At 39.0% G+C, this 16,307-nt stretch carries 17 protein-coding genes; 8 read left to right on the forward strand and 9 right to left on the reverse strand.

Annotated elements, in window-relative coordinates; all coding sequences use genetic code 11:
- Window positions 1-68: 68 nt before the first annotated feature.
- The 4 genes from M3P07_RS05665 to M3P07_RS05680 all read right to left on the reverse strand — a co-directional run bounded on the left by M3P07_RS05665 (window position 69) and on the right by M3P07_RS05680 (window position 4,208).
- On the reverse strand, window positions 69-797 hold the full coding sequence (locus tag M3P07_RS05665) for a trypsin-like serine peptidase (RefSeq protein WP_249968924.1): 729 nt from the start codon (window positions 795-797) through the stop codon (window positions 69-71).
- Window positions 798-809: 12 nt separating this feature from the next.
- Window positions 810-1,040, reverse strand: coding sequence for a hypothetical protein (locus M3P07_RS05670; RefSeq protein ID WP_249968925.1), 231 nt, complete (start codon window positions 1,038-1,040; stop codon window positions 810-812).
- A gap of 92 nt (window positions 1,041-1,132) precedes the next feature.
- Window positions 1,133-1,822, reverse strand: coding sequence for a response regulator transcription factor (locus M3P07_RS05675; RefSeq protein WP_249968926.1), 690 nt, complete (start codon window positions 1,820-1,822; stop codon window positions 1,133-1,135).
- Window positions 1,823-2,210: 388 nt separating this feature from the next.
- Window positions 2,211-4,208, reverse strand: a complete 1,998-nt coding sequence (locus M3P07_RS05680) for a serine hydrolase (RefSeq protein ID WP_249968927.1) — start codon at window positions 4,206-4,208, stop codon at window positions 2,211-2,213.
- A 335-nt stretch (window positions 4,209-4,543) separates the two neighbouring features.
- On the opposite strand from M3P07_RS05680, the gene M3P07_RS05685 reads away from it, so the two are divergent.
- Window positions 4,544-5,380: a sensor histidine kinase gene (locus M3P07_RS05685; protein WP_249968928.1), complete on the forward strand. Its 837-nt coding sequence runs from the start codon at window positions 4,544-4,546 to the stop codon at window positions 5,378-5,380.
- 5 nt (window positions 5,381-5,385) lie between these two features.
- Entirely contained in the window at window positions 5,386-6,081 is a 696-nt protein-coding gene (locus M3P07_RS05690) for a LytR/AlgR family response regulator transcription factor (RefSeq protein ID WP_249968929.1), read from the forward strand.
- A 47-nt stretch (window positions 6,082-6,128) separates the two neighbouring features.
- Here M3P07_RS05690 and pdxR read toward each other — a convergent pair whose 3' ends face one another.
- Window positions 6,129-7,604, reverse strand: a complete 1,476-nt coding sequence (gene pdxR / locus M3P07_RS05695; RefSeq protein ID WP_249968930.1) for a MocR-like pyridoxine biosynthesis transcription factor PdxR — start codon at window positions 7,602-7,604, stop codon at window positions 6,129-6,131.
- A gap of 81 nt (window positions 7,605-7,685) precedes the next feature.
- On the opposite strand from pdxR, the gene M3P07_RS05700 reads away from it, so the two are divergent.
- The 5 genes from M3P07_RS05700 to M3P07_RS05720 all read left to right on the forward strand — a co-directional run bounded on the left by M3P07_RS05700 (window position 7,686) and on the right by M3P07_RS05720 (window position 10,442).
- Entirely contained in the window at window positions 7,686-8,408 is a 723-nt protein-coding gene (locus M3P07_RS05700; protein WP_249968931.1) for a cupin domain-containing protein, read from the forward strand.
- 10 nt (window positions 8,409-8,418) lie between these two features.
- The gene (locus tag M3P07_RS05705) at window positions 8,419-8,709 is read left to right on the forward strand and encodes a DUF1272 domain-containing protein (protein ID WP_249968932.1); all 291 of its coding nucleotides are present in this window, start codon (window positions 8,419-8,421) and stop codon (window positions 8,707-8,709) included.
- A gap of 223 nt (window positions 8,710-8,932) precedes the next feature.
- The gene (locus tag M3P07_RS05710; protein ID WP_249968933.1) at window positions 8,933-9,448 is read left to right on the forward strand and encodes a GNAT family N-acetyltransferase; all 516 of its coding nucleotides are present in this window, start codon (window positions 8,933-8,935) and stop codon (window positions 9,446-9,448) included.
- 2 nt (window positions 9,449-9,450) lie between these two features.
- Window positions 9,451-10,110, forward strand: coding sequence for a pyridoxamine 5'-phosphate oxidase family protein (locus M3P07_RS05715; RefSeq protein WP_249968934.1), 660 nt, complete (start codon window positions 9,451-9,453; stop codon window positions 10,108-10,110).
- On the forward strand, window positions 10,107-10,442 hold the full coding sequence (locus tag M3P07_RS05720; protein ID WP_249968935.1) for an avidin-fold protein: 336 nt from the start codon (window positions 10,107-10,109) through the stop codon (window positions 10,440-10,442). The genes M3P07_RS05715 and M3P07_RS05720 overlap by 4 nt, the downstream gene beginning before the upstream one ends.
- A gap of 75 nt (window positions 10,443-10,517) precedes the next feature.
- Here the strand turns inward: M3P07_RS05720 and M3P07_RS05725 are convergent, their stop codons facing one another.
- Window positions 10,518-10,901 (reverse strand): VOC family protein, encoded by a 384-nt coding sequence (locus M3P07_RS05725; protein WP_249968936.1) that lies wholly within the window; start codon window positions 10,899-10,901, stop codon window positions 10,518-10,520.
- 240 nt (window positions 10,902-11,141) lie between these two features.
- Here M3P07_RS05725 and M3P07_RS05730 point away from each other — a divergent pair, with 240 nt between their 5' ends.
- Window positions 11,142-12,287: a serine hydrolase domain-containing protein gene (locus tag M3P07_RS05730; RefSeq protein ID WP_249968937.1), complete on the forward strand. Its 1,146-nt coding sequence runs from the start codon at window positions 11,142-11,144 to the stop codon at window positions 12,285-12,287.
- Window positions 12,288-12,312: 25 nt separating this feature from the next.
- Here M3P07_RS05730 and M3P07_RS05735 read toward each other — a convergent pair whose 3' ends face one another.
- From M3P07_RS05735 to M3P07_RS05745, 3 genes are all read right to left on the reverse strand, one after another.
- Window positions 12,313-13,434, reverse strand: coding sequence for a TlpA disulfide reductase family protein (locus M3P07_RS05735; protein WP_249968938.1), 1,122 nt, complete (start codon window positions 13,432-13,434; stop codon window positions 12,313-12,315).
- Window positions 13,435-13,674: 240 nt separating this feature from the next.
- Window positions 13,675-15,165 (reverse strand): PQQ-dependent sugar dehydrogenase, encoded by a 1,491-nt coding sequence (locus M3P07_RS05740; protein ID WP_249968939.1) that lies wholly within the window; start codon window positions 15,163-15,165, stop codon window positions 13,675-13,677.
- 123 nt (window positions 15,166-15,288) lie between these two features.
- Window positions 15,289-16,062: a 3-keto-disaccharide hydrolase gene (locus M3P07_RS05745; RefSeq protein ID WP_249968940.1), complete on the reverse strand. Its 774-nt coding sequence runs from the start codon at window positions 16,060-16,062 to the stop codon at window positions 15,289-15,291.
- Window positions 16,063-16,307 lie beyond the last annotated feature (245 nt).

Genomic DNA, 16,307 nt, shown 5'->3' on the forward strand with positions numbered 1-16,307 from the left:
CTTTTTCAAAAAGTTTATCGATAAATTTACTTTCACTAAAGAAGCTAATATGGCGAGTATTGCCTAAATTACCAATTAGCAACTTCTTGAATAAACTCTTCATAAAGATCAGATGACTTATTTGGGCAACCCCCGTAATTATGAATTCCTATACCTTCTGACCTGTTTTTAAGTAGAGGACATCCACTTTGTCCACCATAAGTATCTATTTCGTAATAAAATCTCCCACCCTTCTTAGTTAAACTTTCCCTCATTTTGTATTGGAACATACCTCTGTCTCTATCTGCGGGATAGCCACAAACTTCTCCATCATCCGAATCATCAATTACCGGTTTTAAGAATTCATCTAGTGGTACCGGTGCATTTAATTTGATTGCGCCCATATCATACCTAGCTGATCCGTTGTCAATCCACCCCTTAGTGGCACAAACACTAACAGCTTCGAAACGTCCATAGGGTTCCAAAAGACCGGATTTTCCAGGAATAACAATAATTTTTTCTTTCCAACCACCACTTTTTTTACTAAACACACAATGTCCTGCCGTATAAAGCTTTGTGCCAGATACTAACCAACCACTTCCAACGTATGTTTTTCCATTTTTACCTTTAGTATATAGCTTACAAATAGCATTGTAGGGTAGCATATTCGTTCCTACTACTTTTTGTCGTTGGTCTATTCCACATCTTGAATAATCAGCCAATTCCTCTTCAGATTCAATCCAATATTCCAGCATGATTTCAGTTTCATCAATCGACTCACTTTTTACATTCAACTCATGATATATTAACTCTTTCATACAGGCTATGAATTAGGAACATAAAGAATCCAATGTTTCAATAAGAATGTTTAAGGCTTTACGCCATTTTTTCGGCAATAAAGGAATCTTAGCTATCAACTTTATTATGACTCCTACTTTGTTCCAAATCCCACAAATTTTTGAGCTAATATCCAATGCTTCTGCATTAGCTTCCTGTTGCAGTTGGTCTAGATTCAAGTTTTCGATTTGTTGGTTTACTTCTTCAAATGTTAATTCTGCCATGATTTAAAAATTAATGATTTATACAATTGCTTTAATTGTGATACAAATTATGCGTTGAGTTCCAGGTAATCAATACGCCATTTGGCCTATTTTTAAAGTGTGGTAAAGGCCAAGGCAATGCGTTCAATTTCTGTACGTTTATTAGTGCCTAATTTCCGAAAGATATTTTCACAATGCTTTTTAACTGTTTTGGTATCAATAAATAAATGTTGGGAGATTTGTTTACGGGAAAGTTCTTTCCCCAAAAGTGTAAGGATTTGTTTTTCTCTTTTAGTGAGTTGCTGATAACATGGAAAGTAGCGGTCCAAAGTTTCGTTAACACCAAAGACCTTGTTAACTTTTCGACAAAGTTGCTCAATATTCTTAGGAAAGAGTGTTATTGAAATCAACTGATCTTTGTTGAGAATTTTTGAAGCTGTAAAAAGATAGAAAGGTTTGTCTTCTGGTTGGTGACGCCAATCTTGGAAAAATGGGATTACCAATCCTGAATCTCCTTTTCTAAATTCTGAAAGAATTTTGGGATAAATAACTGTTAGCGCATGTTCACTTTGATGTTTCCGAAGAACTTCTGCGCCCATTTCTTGTAATTCTTCCTTGGAATATCGAATTAAATCGCATCCTTCCTGGGAAATATATTCAATGGCCAAATCTTTCCTAGAGTTGATATGAAGAATCCCTGGAATTAGATTGGCCAAATCATCCAAATCAATTTGTCCTTTAGCAATTAAATCACTTACCCGATATAATTGTTTGGAAGACTGTTGTTGTTTTTTATCAGACACTTCTTGCTTGGGTTGGGGCAAGAATTAGGGCTATAGGGGAAGACACAATTTAAAGAACAATGAGGACAATTTATTGCAGAAAAACCTTAGAATTTCTGGGGGTTTTGTCCATTTCATGCACTTTTGCCCCTACCCTTTGGGTTATTAGGCAAAAAAGCATTCCATTACCCTTTCAAAAGAAATTTTTAGAAGAAATTTTTCTGGGAGTTAGGAAATAACTTTCGCTTTTCCTAAGCTCAAGTTACATAACGCAGAACATTATGAAACAGATAAACTTTTCCATAATCCGGATTGAGAACCCTTACATATGTACAAATGATAAAAAAACAACCCCAGAACTAGTCTGAGGTTGTTAAAATCTTAATTTGCGATATGTCCAGAAAACATCTTAATCCTTGGCAAATGCCGGTACTACGGTTTCAAAAATGGGTTTCATAATCTTGTCATCATTCCTGTCGTGACCGGAGATGACAATGGTTAGATCAAGTTCTTCCACCACCATAACACGCTGGCCACCACCTCCCCAGGCCAAGGTCATATCATAGCTTTTGTTCCCAACCTGTACAGGGGTATGGTACCAAAAATAGCCGTAAAGATAATTCTTGGGCATCCAATCTATTGCAGGTCGTACAATACCGCTGGTAGCTTTTTCCAGATAGGCTGCAGAAATGAACTGCTCCTCGTTCAATTTACCCTTGTTTTGCACCAAATGCCCAAACTTGAGCATGTCCCGAGGCAAAATACTGGCCCGTGATCCCGCTTGTGGCAGTCCACTCACATGTTTTGACCATTTATAATCGGTAATACCTAGAGGATCAAGTAACTCAGTTTTAATAAAGTCCTCAGCTGTTCCAGGCACTACGGCGTCAATAACCGTCATTACCATCATGGGGTTATAATTTCCGTACAAATAGGTCTGGGACGCTTCGGTAATGGGCTCGCTACGTTCAAGCAGTGTCTGCACCAGCCCCTGCCCTTTTAGTTTAACAGAATCATTTTCAACTTCTTTCCATTCTTCGCGGTCTATCGTCAATCCCCCCTGCATGGTCAATGCCTTATGAAGGGTGATTTTCTCCGCTCCTTGTGTGAATTTTGTAGGGTCCAAGTCTTTCAAGAAATGAATCAAAGGTTTGTCCAGGTCGTCCATGCTTAAATACCCCATTTCAATGGCTCTCCCTAACACCAAACTGGTATACCCCTTTACGGCCGAGGCTTGTCCGTGCGGTAAATTGACACGACCCTTTTTGTAATAGGACTCATATACCAATTTGTTCTTATGTGAAATAAGTAGCGCATCGTAATTACCATAGTTGCCATCAAAAATATCTTGGGACACTTGTACTAGTGCATTCTTTTTAACCTCGGAAAGGTTGAGCTTACCTACCGCTATATCATCTTCCCTATCTTCCGGCTCTTGATTGATAAATGGGATATTTAGGTGCGGAATGGACCAGAATGAGACCTCATTGTCAAGACTTGAAATAGGATTCATCAAGGATGACAACCAGGCCACACTGCGAACCGCCGTTGCAGGGAATGCGGTACTGTGGTTACCATCAATAACTTCTTTATATACGGATAAACCATCATCCCGTCTATCATTTAATAATTTAATAAATGCCTCCATTGGTGCAACCACTCTCTCTTCTTCCAATGAGCCATATGCAATAAAAACATTCGCATTTAGACTGGAGTTTTTATTTGACGACTCATAAGGTCCAAACTTGGTGTTAAGTTCCGTTAAGTAATCAAGTTCACCTTTAACCGTTGGACTACCAATGATGTAATTGTTGAAGGTATCGGGTTGCGACATTAGTATATAGGCACCAAATTCACCGCTCAATGAGTATCCAAAATACGTACGGCTGTTGGGGTCAGTGCGGTAGGTTTTATCAACATAGGTAATGACATCATTGCGAATAAAATCCAGATGATTAATGGCTTGACCATATTGATATTTTTTCTGAATTTCAGGGTTGCTACTTTTTCTCATGGAGTAATCACGAAACCTACTTACATGCGCTCCTCTTTCGTTTTTCAGGTCTTCATTGATATCCAATTGCCACGAAATTCCAACCAGGATAATATCTTCCAGCATGAATTCTGTAGCACCGGACAGCATTTCGCGATGCCACACGGCATCTGTATAATAAAGCACAGGATACTTTTTATTAGGGTTCTCAGCATAATCCTCTGGCAACTCTATATAAAGTTCATAGCTCCTTTCAGTTTTTGTGTCTTTAATAGGGACTACCTGGATCTGAGGTAATACCAAGGAAGCGCTGTTTGTTGTTGATGCAGTTTCTTTTTTGCCATTTTCCTGGGCAACGGCATTGTATGTTAGTATTAGAAGTAGTGCTAATAGCCCTTTTGTTATGCTTTTCATTGTTTTATTTGTTATATCTGAACGATAAAACTACCGTATAAACCCTGCCAGAAATTGTAAACAGGACAAGCCTAGCGATTAAATGATGAAATCACTTCATCATTGATATAGGCGTTTTGCAAGAAATTATGAAGGTTTGTGTTTGAACGTGGTACTTTTGTCCTTAACTGTAAGAGTTTATGCTGCAAAAGTCTTTGAAGAATACCATCCTCATCAACCTGGGTGCCTTTGTATTGGTGCTCACCCTTGAGCTATTGGGTGGATGGATGCACATAGATAAATATGACTCGCTTTATTCCTTTTATTTATGGGGACTTAGTTATACTATAAGTATTATGACAGTTATATGGATAAATCATTTTATCCTTATCCCATATCTTTTTGATAAGAAAAAATATGTTTTATACGGATTCCTGCTTATTGTAGCCATATTTCTTGGTGTCAGCATAAAAATATATCCAAAATTCAACTGGATCGGCATTACTAAAATGTCCTCTTTTCTTATTTACACTACAGGTACTGGTATGGCAGCTTTCTTTTTGCGAAGAAGCATGCGCGTCCAAAGAGAAAACAATGAAAAAGAAAAATTACAAAGAGATCTGGAATTGAACTACCTAAAGGAACAGGTAAATCCACACTTTTTATTTAATTCATTGAATAGCATTTATGCCCTTTCGAGGCAGCAATCCAAGGAAACTCCAGAGGTTGTCATGCAACTTTCGGAATTAATGAGATATCAATTGGAAAGTGCTAAAAAGGACTTTGTTTCGCTGAAAGAAGAGCTGGAGTTTATAGAAAATTATTTATTGCTTGAAGAAAAACGGTTGAGCAAACGGTGCGCCATTGAATTTTCAATTGAAGGAGAGTCATCAAATTATAAAATAGCGCCAATGCTACTCATACCGTTTGTTGAAAATGCAGTTAAACATGGGGCTCAGGCCACCAATGCACAGAGCACAATTGAAGTGAATGTTTCCATAAAAAATTCCAGGCTTCATGTTCATGTTGTGAATTCAAAACATAATGTAGCACCAAATTCGACAAGAATGGGAACGGGACTCGAAAATGTGCAGCGGCGGCTGAATTTATTATATCCGAATGCCCATGTATTAAAGATCAATGATATGGAGGCTGCATATCATGTAAATTTAACCATTGACATAACTGAATAGTTGGAATGATGAAAATTGCCATTGTTGATGATGAACAGTTAGCCCGGGAAGTGCTGGAAGAGTATTGTTCTAAAATAAACAACTTTGAATTGGTCCTAAGTACCGGGAACCCAATCGATTTCGTGAATTTTATTCAGCAACATAAAATCGATCTCGTTTTTTTGGATATTGAAATGCCGGAACTCAATGGCATGGGAATTTTGCGTTCTATGATTCAATCGCCTAAAGTGATATTAACAACGGCATATTCCGAGTATGCCTTGGAAAGCTATGACTTTGGGGTGGTTGATTACTTATTGAAACCTATAAAACTTGAACGCTTTTTACAGGCAGTAAACAAAGTTTCAACTTCGACAATTGCAGAACCCAAAGCGAATAAGAAACAAGAAGAACTTCGTATAAAACATGATGGATTACCGATTACCGTTCCGTTGAAATCAATACGCTACATTCAAAGTTTCGGGAATTATTTGAAAATTTTTACAGATACCAGAATGTATCTTATCTCCGAGACACTTATTAATATCACTACCCTATTGCCAGAAAATTTTCATCGTACGCATAAATCCTATATTGTCAATTTGGACAGGATTACCAAAGCTACCCGGACCCATTTATTGCTTGAAGATAAAAAGGTGCCTGTGAGCGCTATGTACAAGGTGGTTGTTTTTGAAAAATTAAAAGGTTTGGCGAAGCCATAAATATACCTCCCCACTCTCCCATTCCGCTAAAGGGATTCTTTACCTTTTTACAGCGTACTCTTAATTGCATGCTTTAACCTCTTTATTAATTCATAAATTTCTTCCTCGTTATACGTAGCAAAACCAATTCTAATTGCATTGTGGCCTAATTTGGCTGCATCATACTGCCGCCAATCTCCAATTTCCAATTTGTGTTTTCTTGCCGCCTCGGAAATGGTATCCCAAGAGTAATCCGGGTGCAACTTTATCCAAACCGCCATACCACCTTTTGGTATTTCAAACTGAAAAACACCATCGAATTCATCGTTTAAAAGTTTACAGAACAGATCACGTCGTTGCTGGTAAATTTTCATCACTTTACGAATGTGCCTATCCAAATCGCCAGACTTTATAAAGTTTGCGAAGGTCAATTCTAAAAGCGCATCACCTTGCCTATCCACATAACCTCTTAATTTAGCGGCTTCATCCACAAACTCTTTTGAAGCGATTAAATACCCAACCCTAAACACTGGTGCGACGGTTTTACATACAGAACCAATGTAAACTACGTTTCCATTCGTGTCGTGACTTGCCAATGGAAGAATTGGAGCATGATTGTAATTAAAATCATAATCGTAATCATCTTCAATAATCGCAAAATTATATTGCTGTGCAAGGTTTAAAAGGTGGATTCTTCTTTTCGCAGAAAGCGTTACCGTGGTTGGATGGTGATGATGGGAGGTCACATATACCGCTTTAATCTGGTGCCGCTTACATAGTTTTTCAATATCGTCGGTTACAAGTCCATTTTTATCTACCGAAACGCGTTCCAATTTTGCTTGCTGGTTTAAAAAAGTGAAATCAGCAGACACATAATTGTTATTACCGACCACGATAACATCTTCTTTTTGAAGCAATAGTTTTGCCGACAACCATATTCCCATTTGGCTGCCACGAGTAATCAGTACATTTTCCTTGTTAATGTTCAGCCCCCTGGTTGAATTCAAATATTCAACCAATACATTTCGTAGGGTCTCATTACCATATGTAGAACCATAGGACAAATGTTCGTATATCTTTTTTTTGGATGAAACAGTTCTATACGTCCTTGCAATTTCATCAATGGGAGTTAATCTTGTATCTGAAATACCATCATTCAGGTACATAAAGTCCTCCCGCTTTTCGGTGGGTATTTTTGGTAGGATACTACTTTTATAAAAAGAAAAATCAGCATTATTAATTACACCAAATACTTCATCATCATTTAATTTTTGCTGATGTAGCACCGGTAAATTACGATGTACATACGTTCCCTTTTTTGGAATACTCTCAATCCAACCCTGGAGCAATAACTCTTCATAACAAGCCACGATTGTTTTCCTGTGCACATGTAATTGCTCTGCCAATGTTCTGCTTCCAGGAAGTCTGGTATTGGGCGCCAACTTTTGGCATTTAATCAATTGAATAATTTGATTGGACAATTGAAGGTACAGTGCCTGATTACTTTTTCTATCGAATTGAATACTTGTTTTAAATGGAAACATCTGGACTATTAATTATATCTATTCTGGACGATTATGGCAGTCCACTAATATAGTACTTTCGTGCTATAATATTATAAAGACATGAAAAATCAATGCAAATCAAAACATCTATTTTATGTGCTGTGCCTTCTTTTAACAGCGTTTTCATCCTATGCACAAAATGATGTGAAATGGCATGTTTATGAATTGGATAAGCTTTCATTGAATGAGCCAGGGGTTTATGTAGATACACCAACCATAAGTGGGAAAACATACGTCACTAAAAGTGCCACTACCCTAAAAGCCTCCTCATACGATCGTATGCTATTTATTGTTGAGGGCATGTGTACTGCAACTGTAAAATCTGAAGCCATGAATTTAAAAACAGGAGATGTGGTGTTTTTAAAAGCTGATGATGCCATAAAATTTTCAGGGAGTTTAAAAACAATGATTTGGACAAGTAAATCGACCAAAACAAATCATCAAAACAAAACAAAGAAATTTTCGAAAGCGGAAATTGAAGCTGAAAGGGATGCATCAGAAAATGTATGGAATTCATTCATAGAAACTTCAACAATGGTTGCTGGTCTCTATATGTTGCCAAAATCACTAAATGGCGATAACACGCTTACACACAGTTTTGATGAAATCAATTATGTAGTAAATGGCAGCGCAAAATTTAAAATGAACGATACCGTAATCGATGTTAAACCAGGTTCCATGATGTGGGTGAAAAGAGGGGTTGGCCATTACTTTTATGACCTTTCAGCTGACTTTGATGTTTTTATACTTTTTGAGACCATTAATATGGATCATGACCATTAATGAATAAAATATGTTAGAAATAAGACCCAATTGCGAGCACTGCAACAAAGATTTGCCAAACACCTCGACTGAGGCAATGATTTGCTCCTTTGAATGCACCTATTGTAGCACCTGCGCTATGGAAATATTCGAAAATGTATGTCCAAGTTGTGCAGGAAATTTTGTGCCACGCCCTATAAGGCCACAAAAAGAAATTGAGCAATATCCTGCTTCAATCAAACCCATATTCAAACCTAAAGATTTATATAAAGCCAGGTTGAACATATCCCGGTATAAAAGCATTCCTCCAGAAAAAAGATGAGCCCAATTATAATTGATACCATTGGTTACGCAGCGTTGGTCATTAATCTGTATTCAATGTCCACAAAGGGTGAATATAAGCTGCGATTGATTTCACTGATAGCAAACATAGGCTACATTATTTATGGTTTATTAATTAGTGCCGCCCCAATAATAATAGGATGCACCATAGCAGTGTTTCTACACGGCTTTCATTTAAGAAGATTACAAATAAAAAAACAGCAATGATCAACATAAAAAGAGCTAACGAGGCAGATCTTGACATATTGGCCCTTTTGGGAAGAGTAACTTACGCTGAATCACACGGTCATTTTATTGATAATAAAAACGACTTGTCGGCTTATCTCGATGAAGCTTTTTCAGTCGAAAAAACCAAACGGGAAATCAACAATCCGAAGCATCTATACTACATCATTTATGTGAATGATCTACCGGTTGGTTATGCCAAATTGGTAGTAAACGCATTGCACAAAAATGTGGCCTCACAAAACAATTGTCGATTGGAAAGAATCTATATTTTAAATGAATTCATCCCCTTAAAAATTGGACAACCCTTTCTAAATTTTATTGAAGAGAAAGCTAGAGCCATGCAATTGGATACGATGTGGCTTTCGGTTTACATAAAAAACAACAGGGCCATCAGATTCTATCATAGAAATGAATTTGAAAACGTTGGAGAATTAAATTATATAGTCAACGGTAAGGGTTATGAAAATGCCGTTTTATCGAAGGAGTTATAAGTATGAAAGAATATCCAAAATCCAAATTAAACAGGGTAAAACGCGGTCATAACAGAGCAACTTATGATGTTAAAAACATAAACGCCATTTTAGATGATGGATTTATTGGCTATGTAAGTTACATGTACAAAAACAGGGCAATTTCATTACCCATGGGATATGGAAGAAAAGACAACAAAATTTATTTACACGGTTCCCAAGCAAACAGAATGTTGCTGTCGTTATTGGAAGCCAAAGAAATGAGCATAACGGTAATGCATTTAGATGCTTTGGTTCTGGCACGATCTGGGTTGCACCATTCTGTAAATTATCGCTCTGCAACGCTATTTGGTTCCACAAGAAGACTTGAAGATACAAGGGAAAAGGAAGCAGCCCTGTTCTGTGTTATGGAGCAAATGATGAAAGGGCGTTGGGATGGCATTAGGCCAATGGACCAAGACGAAGTGGACAGAACCATGGTTGTAGAAATGACTATTGAAACAGCGTCAGCTAAAATAAGGGATGTTGGTGTTGCGGACGAACCAGCAGATTACGATTTAGATGTTTGGGCTGGTTTGGTACCTTTAAAGCAAACAGCGGAATACCCGATTGCTGACAAGGGTTTGCCCCAGGAAATGGAAATTCCTAAACATGTAATGGATTATTATCAGCAAAATCAATGAACTATCACAACAAACGGTTTAGAGTAGTAGAGCTCTCAGCAAATGCAGACACGACCGAAGAAACCATATTTACATATAAGCAAAATGGCAATATTGTAACTTCGGAATACAAGGGTGGGAATATCGTAAAAGGCCATTTGATAGGATTAGTGGACAACGATGGATCTATCGATATGCGTTATCATCAAGTCAACCTAAAGGGGGAACTAATGACTGGTATCTGTCATTCAACACCTAAATTGAACGAAAACGGAAAAATAAGACTTCATGAACAATGGAAATGGACTTCAGGAGATCGGTCAAGCGGAAATTCCATTCTTGAAGAATTATAAAGAAAGCCGGTTAAAGAATCTTGAAAGCATTAGGTGTGTCCATTAAAAAAACTACAATCAATGCGTTATAAACCGTTAAATCATTGGATTGGACCGATGACATAACTGAATGGCTAAGCCCCAAGGATCTCTGAGCATGGCCAAAACATCCCCAGCTGACGTCTCGTCCATGGAAATGAGGGTTGCTCCTGCCTGTGTTAGTTTTTGGGTTGCATGGGGAACATCGTTACATACGAATGCAACATGAAGCAATAAAGGATCCATGGTTGAATAATTTGGAGTTTCCACCTTGGGGTTATTGTAAACTTCCAACATAACTTGTCCAGATGCATCTGCCAAAAACCGGACAGGAACTGGGATGTCAGATTCACGTTTTACAGTAAAGCCAAAATTATCCTTGTACCACTCAGCTACTTCGGCTGGATGCTCCACTTGATAGGCAAAATGCTCAATTCTCATAACGTTCCAGTTTGCGATAGGTTTTGTTTGTTCGGAATCCGAATTTAATAGTTTGTTGTCAAAATTGCGAAACTTGTGAATGATTCCGAATCTTTTCCTCTCCAAGTCGTTACACTCTTTCTGCAACTTGACTGTTCCCAATCCAAAGAAATTCAAGCCTGCCGGATGGCACAAAATTTGTTGGGTTAAAGCAGGGACGTTCTCAGAAACGGTTGCCAATAACCAAAATAGCCCAACAAAGTGAAATCTCTTTTTACAAAAACGGTTTTTCTACTGTTTCTTGCCCAACTATTATGGCAATGTAGCAAGGAAGATGACCTGCCCAAAATCATTGATCAGGATTCTTTAAATGCCTTAATTGAAAAAGAGCGGAAACGGGAAAATGCCCCTGCCATTGCGGCTGTTATTGTAAAGGATGGTCAAGTGGTCTGGGAAAACTTCGCTGGTTTTAAAACGCTAAGCACTAGCGAGAGTCCAGATGAAAATACTGCTTTTATTCTTGCATCCGTCTCCAAAACCGTAGTGGCCGTTGCCGTGATGCAGTTGATGGAACAAGGGCTTTTGGAGCTCGAGGAGGATGTAAATACCTATATCCCTTTCGCACTCCGAAATCCCAATTTTCCCAATACCCCTATCACCACTAGAATGCTACTTACCCATACCTCTAGCCTATCCTGGCCCACCAACCAGGAAGATCCGAATTTCAATAAAACCTTTGAATCTGCCAATGCACCAGATATTTATCCTTGGCTACGGGACTACCTTACTCCCAATAATCCCAATTTTCAACCCAATAGCTGGCAAAATAATGCGCCTGGCACCTCCTATCAGTATAGCAATTTAGGCGCTGCCGTATTGGGCTACCTGGTACAAACCATCAGTAGAAAGGACTTTCACAGTTATTGCAAAGAACACATTTTCACCCCGCTGCAAATGCACAATACTGCCTTTAAGATTGCAGACTTATCGCCCACTACAGATTTTGCCTCCTTGTATTTTGAAGATGAACTTATCCCGCAATATTCAGCCTCCCACTACCCTGCTTTTGCCTTAAGGAGTACCACCGCAGATATGGCCAACTTTATGATTACCATGCTTAATGGAGGTGTTCTAGGAAACACTCGGGTCTTGGAAGAAGCAACAGTGCAACAAATGCTTGCCATTAAAGTTCCTGACAAAAAGGTTGGGTTTCTCTGGACAGAACTCAGCGGAAAATGGATAGGTCATATTGGGGAATATTGGGGGGTGTCCTCCAGCATGGACATTCATAGGGAGAAAAACCTAGGCGTATTTATTGTAAGCAACAACTCGCATATAGAGTCTATTTATCCCGAAGGACAGATCTATCGATACATCCATAAATACGCTGAACAATTGGCGGACTAGTTTCATGTTTGTGTTTTTCAATTCATCAGTTGGATGCAATCCTTTCTAAAATGGATTCAAAAAAACCTTCATTATATCCTTCAATTTTATCTATGATCATACCATTTTGGTCAATTAAAAATGATTTTGGCAGGGCTTGAACACTGTACAATTTTGCAATGCTATCATTTCTACCTCCCGCTGCCCATATATTTGTCCATTTAATACCATCTTCTTTAGAAGCCTTCTCCCAGACCTTTTTATCCTTATCGATTGAAAAACTAACAATTTTCAATTCCTTTGGAATTGTTTTAAAATTTTTACTGAAAAACCTGTTTTCTAAGCGACAAGGTTTGCAACTTCTACTCCAAAAACTCAGATAAATGTAATTTCCTTTTAGGGAGGAAAGATTTATTGGCTCACCGGTCATCGAAATACCATTAAAATCAGCAAACATGTCTCCTTTTTTTAACTCAATTTCGTTGCCCTTAACATATTTGTCCAAGGCCAATGCATCTGGTATATTTTGGTGTGTAGGGTCAAGGTTAGATATGACTTTTTCAAGTGTATCTTTAGGTATGAATTTTCTGTTTCTGTACAATAGGTCCAAGGTAAAATAAGAATTGGGATTTTCTACAATAAAACCTCTCATTAGCTCCTTTGATTTGGCAACATTTTCTTCATACCTACGGACTAGTTCACTTTTGTGAAGCTCATCTGTGAACAAGTTTTTGGAAAGACTATCTCCAATTTTCAAGTACTTGGTATCATATTTTCCGGTAAGTTCCCACATTTTATTTTTGAGATCCTGTTCGGGACCACCGGTTACCTCTTTCTGAAAATAGATGTCTGAGTAGGTTGATTCAAAACGTATTTCAGTATTTTCAATAATTAGATCGGAATACTTGTTCTGGTCGGGAATGATCAAAACACATTGGGTCGGGTGGTCTATTTTTCCTTTCATTACAAATTCATCGTTCTTGACCATTGCAGAATCTATGTTTGATTGCAATTCCATACTGAATAAATAGATTTTTGTGTCTTGGGGAGTGCCATCAATATGACCTGTTAATCTGTAACCTTTACTTTCACTATCCCCACCGCAACCATATGCAGAGAGCATCAGGACTACCATCAATTTAGATATAGGAATTTTACCATTTGCCATATTGCGTTGATTTAGGTTGAAGAATTTTGTTAACCGATGTTGAACAACGTACCTAATAGTATGTAAGTTTTAACGGCTAACATTTACTACCAAAGACGGTTAAAAAAAGACGATGTGACAATTACCCTATTCCGGAATTGTAAATTGGAATCAAGGACTATTTACATACCTGTTGCAAAGCACTAAAACTTGTCAATTTGGTAAGGTAGATGTGACATGCAACTTTAACAAAAAGGGTTACTATTGCTCCGGTACCAAACGTATAAGTCTGCCCGGGCCTTCTACCGCAATGTACAGATAGCCATCCAAGCCCATTTCTGCGTCTCGTACCCGGCCAATACCCTCCACTAGCCGTTCATGGCCCACGACTTCGTTACCATTCATTTGTAAACGATGGAGGTATTCAAATTTGAGGGAGGCGACGAACAGGTCATTTTCCCAATCTCCGTAGAATTCGCTGGACACAAATGTCATTCCACAGGGCGCAATGGAAGGAGTCCAGTAATACACAGGCTGTTCCATGCCATCCAGTTCGGTAAGGTCTGTAAAGGTGGTGCCATCGTAATTGATGCCGTATGAAATTACCGGCCACCCGTTGTTGTTTCCTGCTTCCAAAATATTGATTTCATCTCCCCCTTGGGGGCCATGCTCTCCTTCCCAAATCGCTCCAGTTTCTGGGTGCCGGGTCATGCCCTGGGGATTCCGCGTCCCGTATGTGAAAATGGAGGCTACCGCTCCAGAAGTGTTGTAAAAAGGATTGTCAGTAGGAATCTGACCATCGTCGTGGATACGGTGTATCTTACCAATGGCATTGTCCAATTCCTGGGGGTAAACATCCCTAAATCCACGATCACCCACGGAAACGTATAAGTAGCCATTATTATCAAACTCTAGTCGTGAGCCATAATGGTTACCACTGTTGACATACGGAATTGCCGCAAATATGTTTTCCACATCAACCAAGCTGTTGCCCTCTAGCCTACCTCTTGCCACGGCCGTTGTACGTTCGGATGAATTATCGGGATTGGCCCGGGAATAGGAAAGATATACCAACGAGTTGTTTTCAAAATCAGGATGAATTTGGACATCCAACAAACCTCCCTGTCCTAGGGAAGCAACATCTGGAATACCACCAATTTCTGTCAATTGTTTGTCATTATTTACCATATACAGCCCTCCCCCACGCTCGGTTACCAAAATTTCACCAGTTGGCAATTGTGCTATACCCCATGGAATACCAGGAATATCATCGGTCAGGGTTTCCAATCGGAAGCTAAGGTCGTCGGAAGTGATCAAGCCGGACAAATCGGGGTTCTCCTCCTCCAACATGGCTTTGGTCTTTCCATCTATTTCTGTAAGGATATAGTTGGTGAGCTCCTCGATGGCTTGAGCACTTAAAGCAGAACCGTATGCGGGCATCCCATTGGCTGTATAGCCATCCGTTATGGATTGTATGATATCTTCCATAGCGTTGCCATACGTCCAATCGCGTTCTACAAAGGAGCCAAGGTCTTGTCCATGACAACCTCCACAGTGATTTCTATAGGTAAGGGCCGGACCTTCCAAGTTTTCAATATCCCCTGGTGATTCGGGGTCCTCTGAATTGTTACAGCTACACAGTACTGCTGCGAAAACCAACAATACCAACTTGGCTGTCGTCTTTAACGAAAAGAATATGTCCTTTAATTTGAAAGCTGGGGCAAAAAAGCGATTTGAGGTGATTGGGGCCATAATAATCCATTTAAATACAGCTTGAATTACCAAAGACAGGGCTAATCTATAGTGTCCTAGTAATTAGCACGTTAACGTTACATATATGTAACGTTGTTAATTGGAATAAAGTATGGACAATTCTTAAAGCTCGCGGATTTTCATATTGCGAAACTTAGACTCAAAGTACCAGTTTTGTAGCGCAATCTTTCCTTGGGTGGCTTTACCGAAGCCCGGAGCATTTTTAAAACCAGAGCTACCAACCTTATTCCTCCATTCCGAGGAAGTTAAATCTTCTTCTGCAGTCATTTTTCCATTAAGGTAGAATTGCAGCTTTCCGTCTTGTTGGACAATTCGAGCAGTATTCCATTGCCCGGTAGGATTCGCTTCCACTTGATTTACCTGGGGTGATAATCCCCACAGGCAACCAGGCCGTTTCAAATCGGTTTTATTATCCATATGGGCCGGTTCCAACAATTGGTATTCCGGTCCTGTCTGATAGGTTGCCGTATATTCCGGAGATTCCTGCACGTTTACAAAAACACCTCCGTTACCCCTGAGGGCCATCTGCCATTCAAATTCCAACTCATAGTTTGCATAAGCCTTATCCGTCACCAAATCCCCAAAGACCTTGGTTTCGTCGGTGGCGTTACAAAAAATAGCGCCTTCCCTTACCTCCCATGCAGAAAATCGGGTGGAATCTGGCTTGTTGAACAGGTGCCACCCCTCAAGGGATTCACCGTCGAAAAGCAACTCCCAGCCCTGTTCTTTTTCAATATCGAGCAATTGATTGTGAACTTTATTTTTAACGGCCAACTCCTTGCTACGCAAAACCTCGAATTTCTTTTTTTCGTCGGATTTGCAAGAGACTACGACGAGCAATGATATCAATACAATTAAAAGGGAGGTTCGTGTCATTTCTTTTGGTTTACAATAGGGTGAGTCGAAGGTTGGGTTTGGAACTTAATTTGTTAATTCTAATCTTCAAGTGTGACTAAAATAATAATAAACCTCGGGAAGCCTTCAACATTCAATAATTTGTAACTAAAGAAAGTTTTTTGTTTCTTTTTTTTAAGCTGCTTTTTCCTTTTTCTTGTGATTTTGAATTCGGATGGATTGGCCCATGCATCAAGGGATCCCTAATGCATTTAAAGATATTGAAG

It is taken from the genome of Flagellimonas myxillae (assembly GCF_023502235.1).
Taxonomy (GTDB): domain Bacteria; phylum Bacteroidota; class Bacteroidia; order Flavobacteriales; family Flavobacteriaceae; genus Flagellimonas; species Flagellimonas myxillae.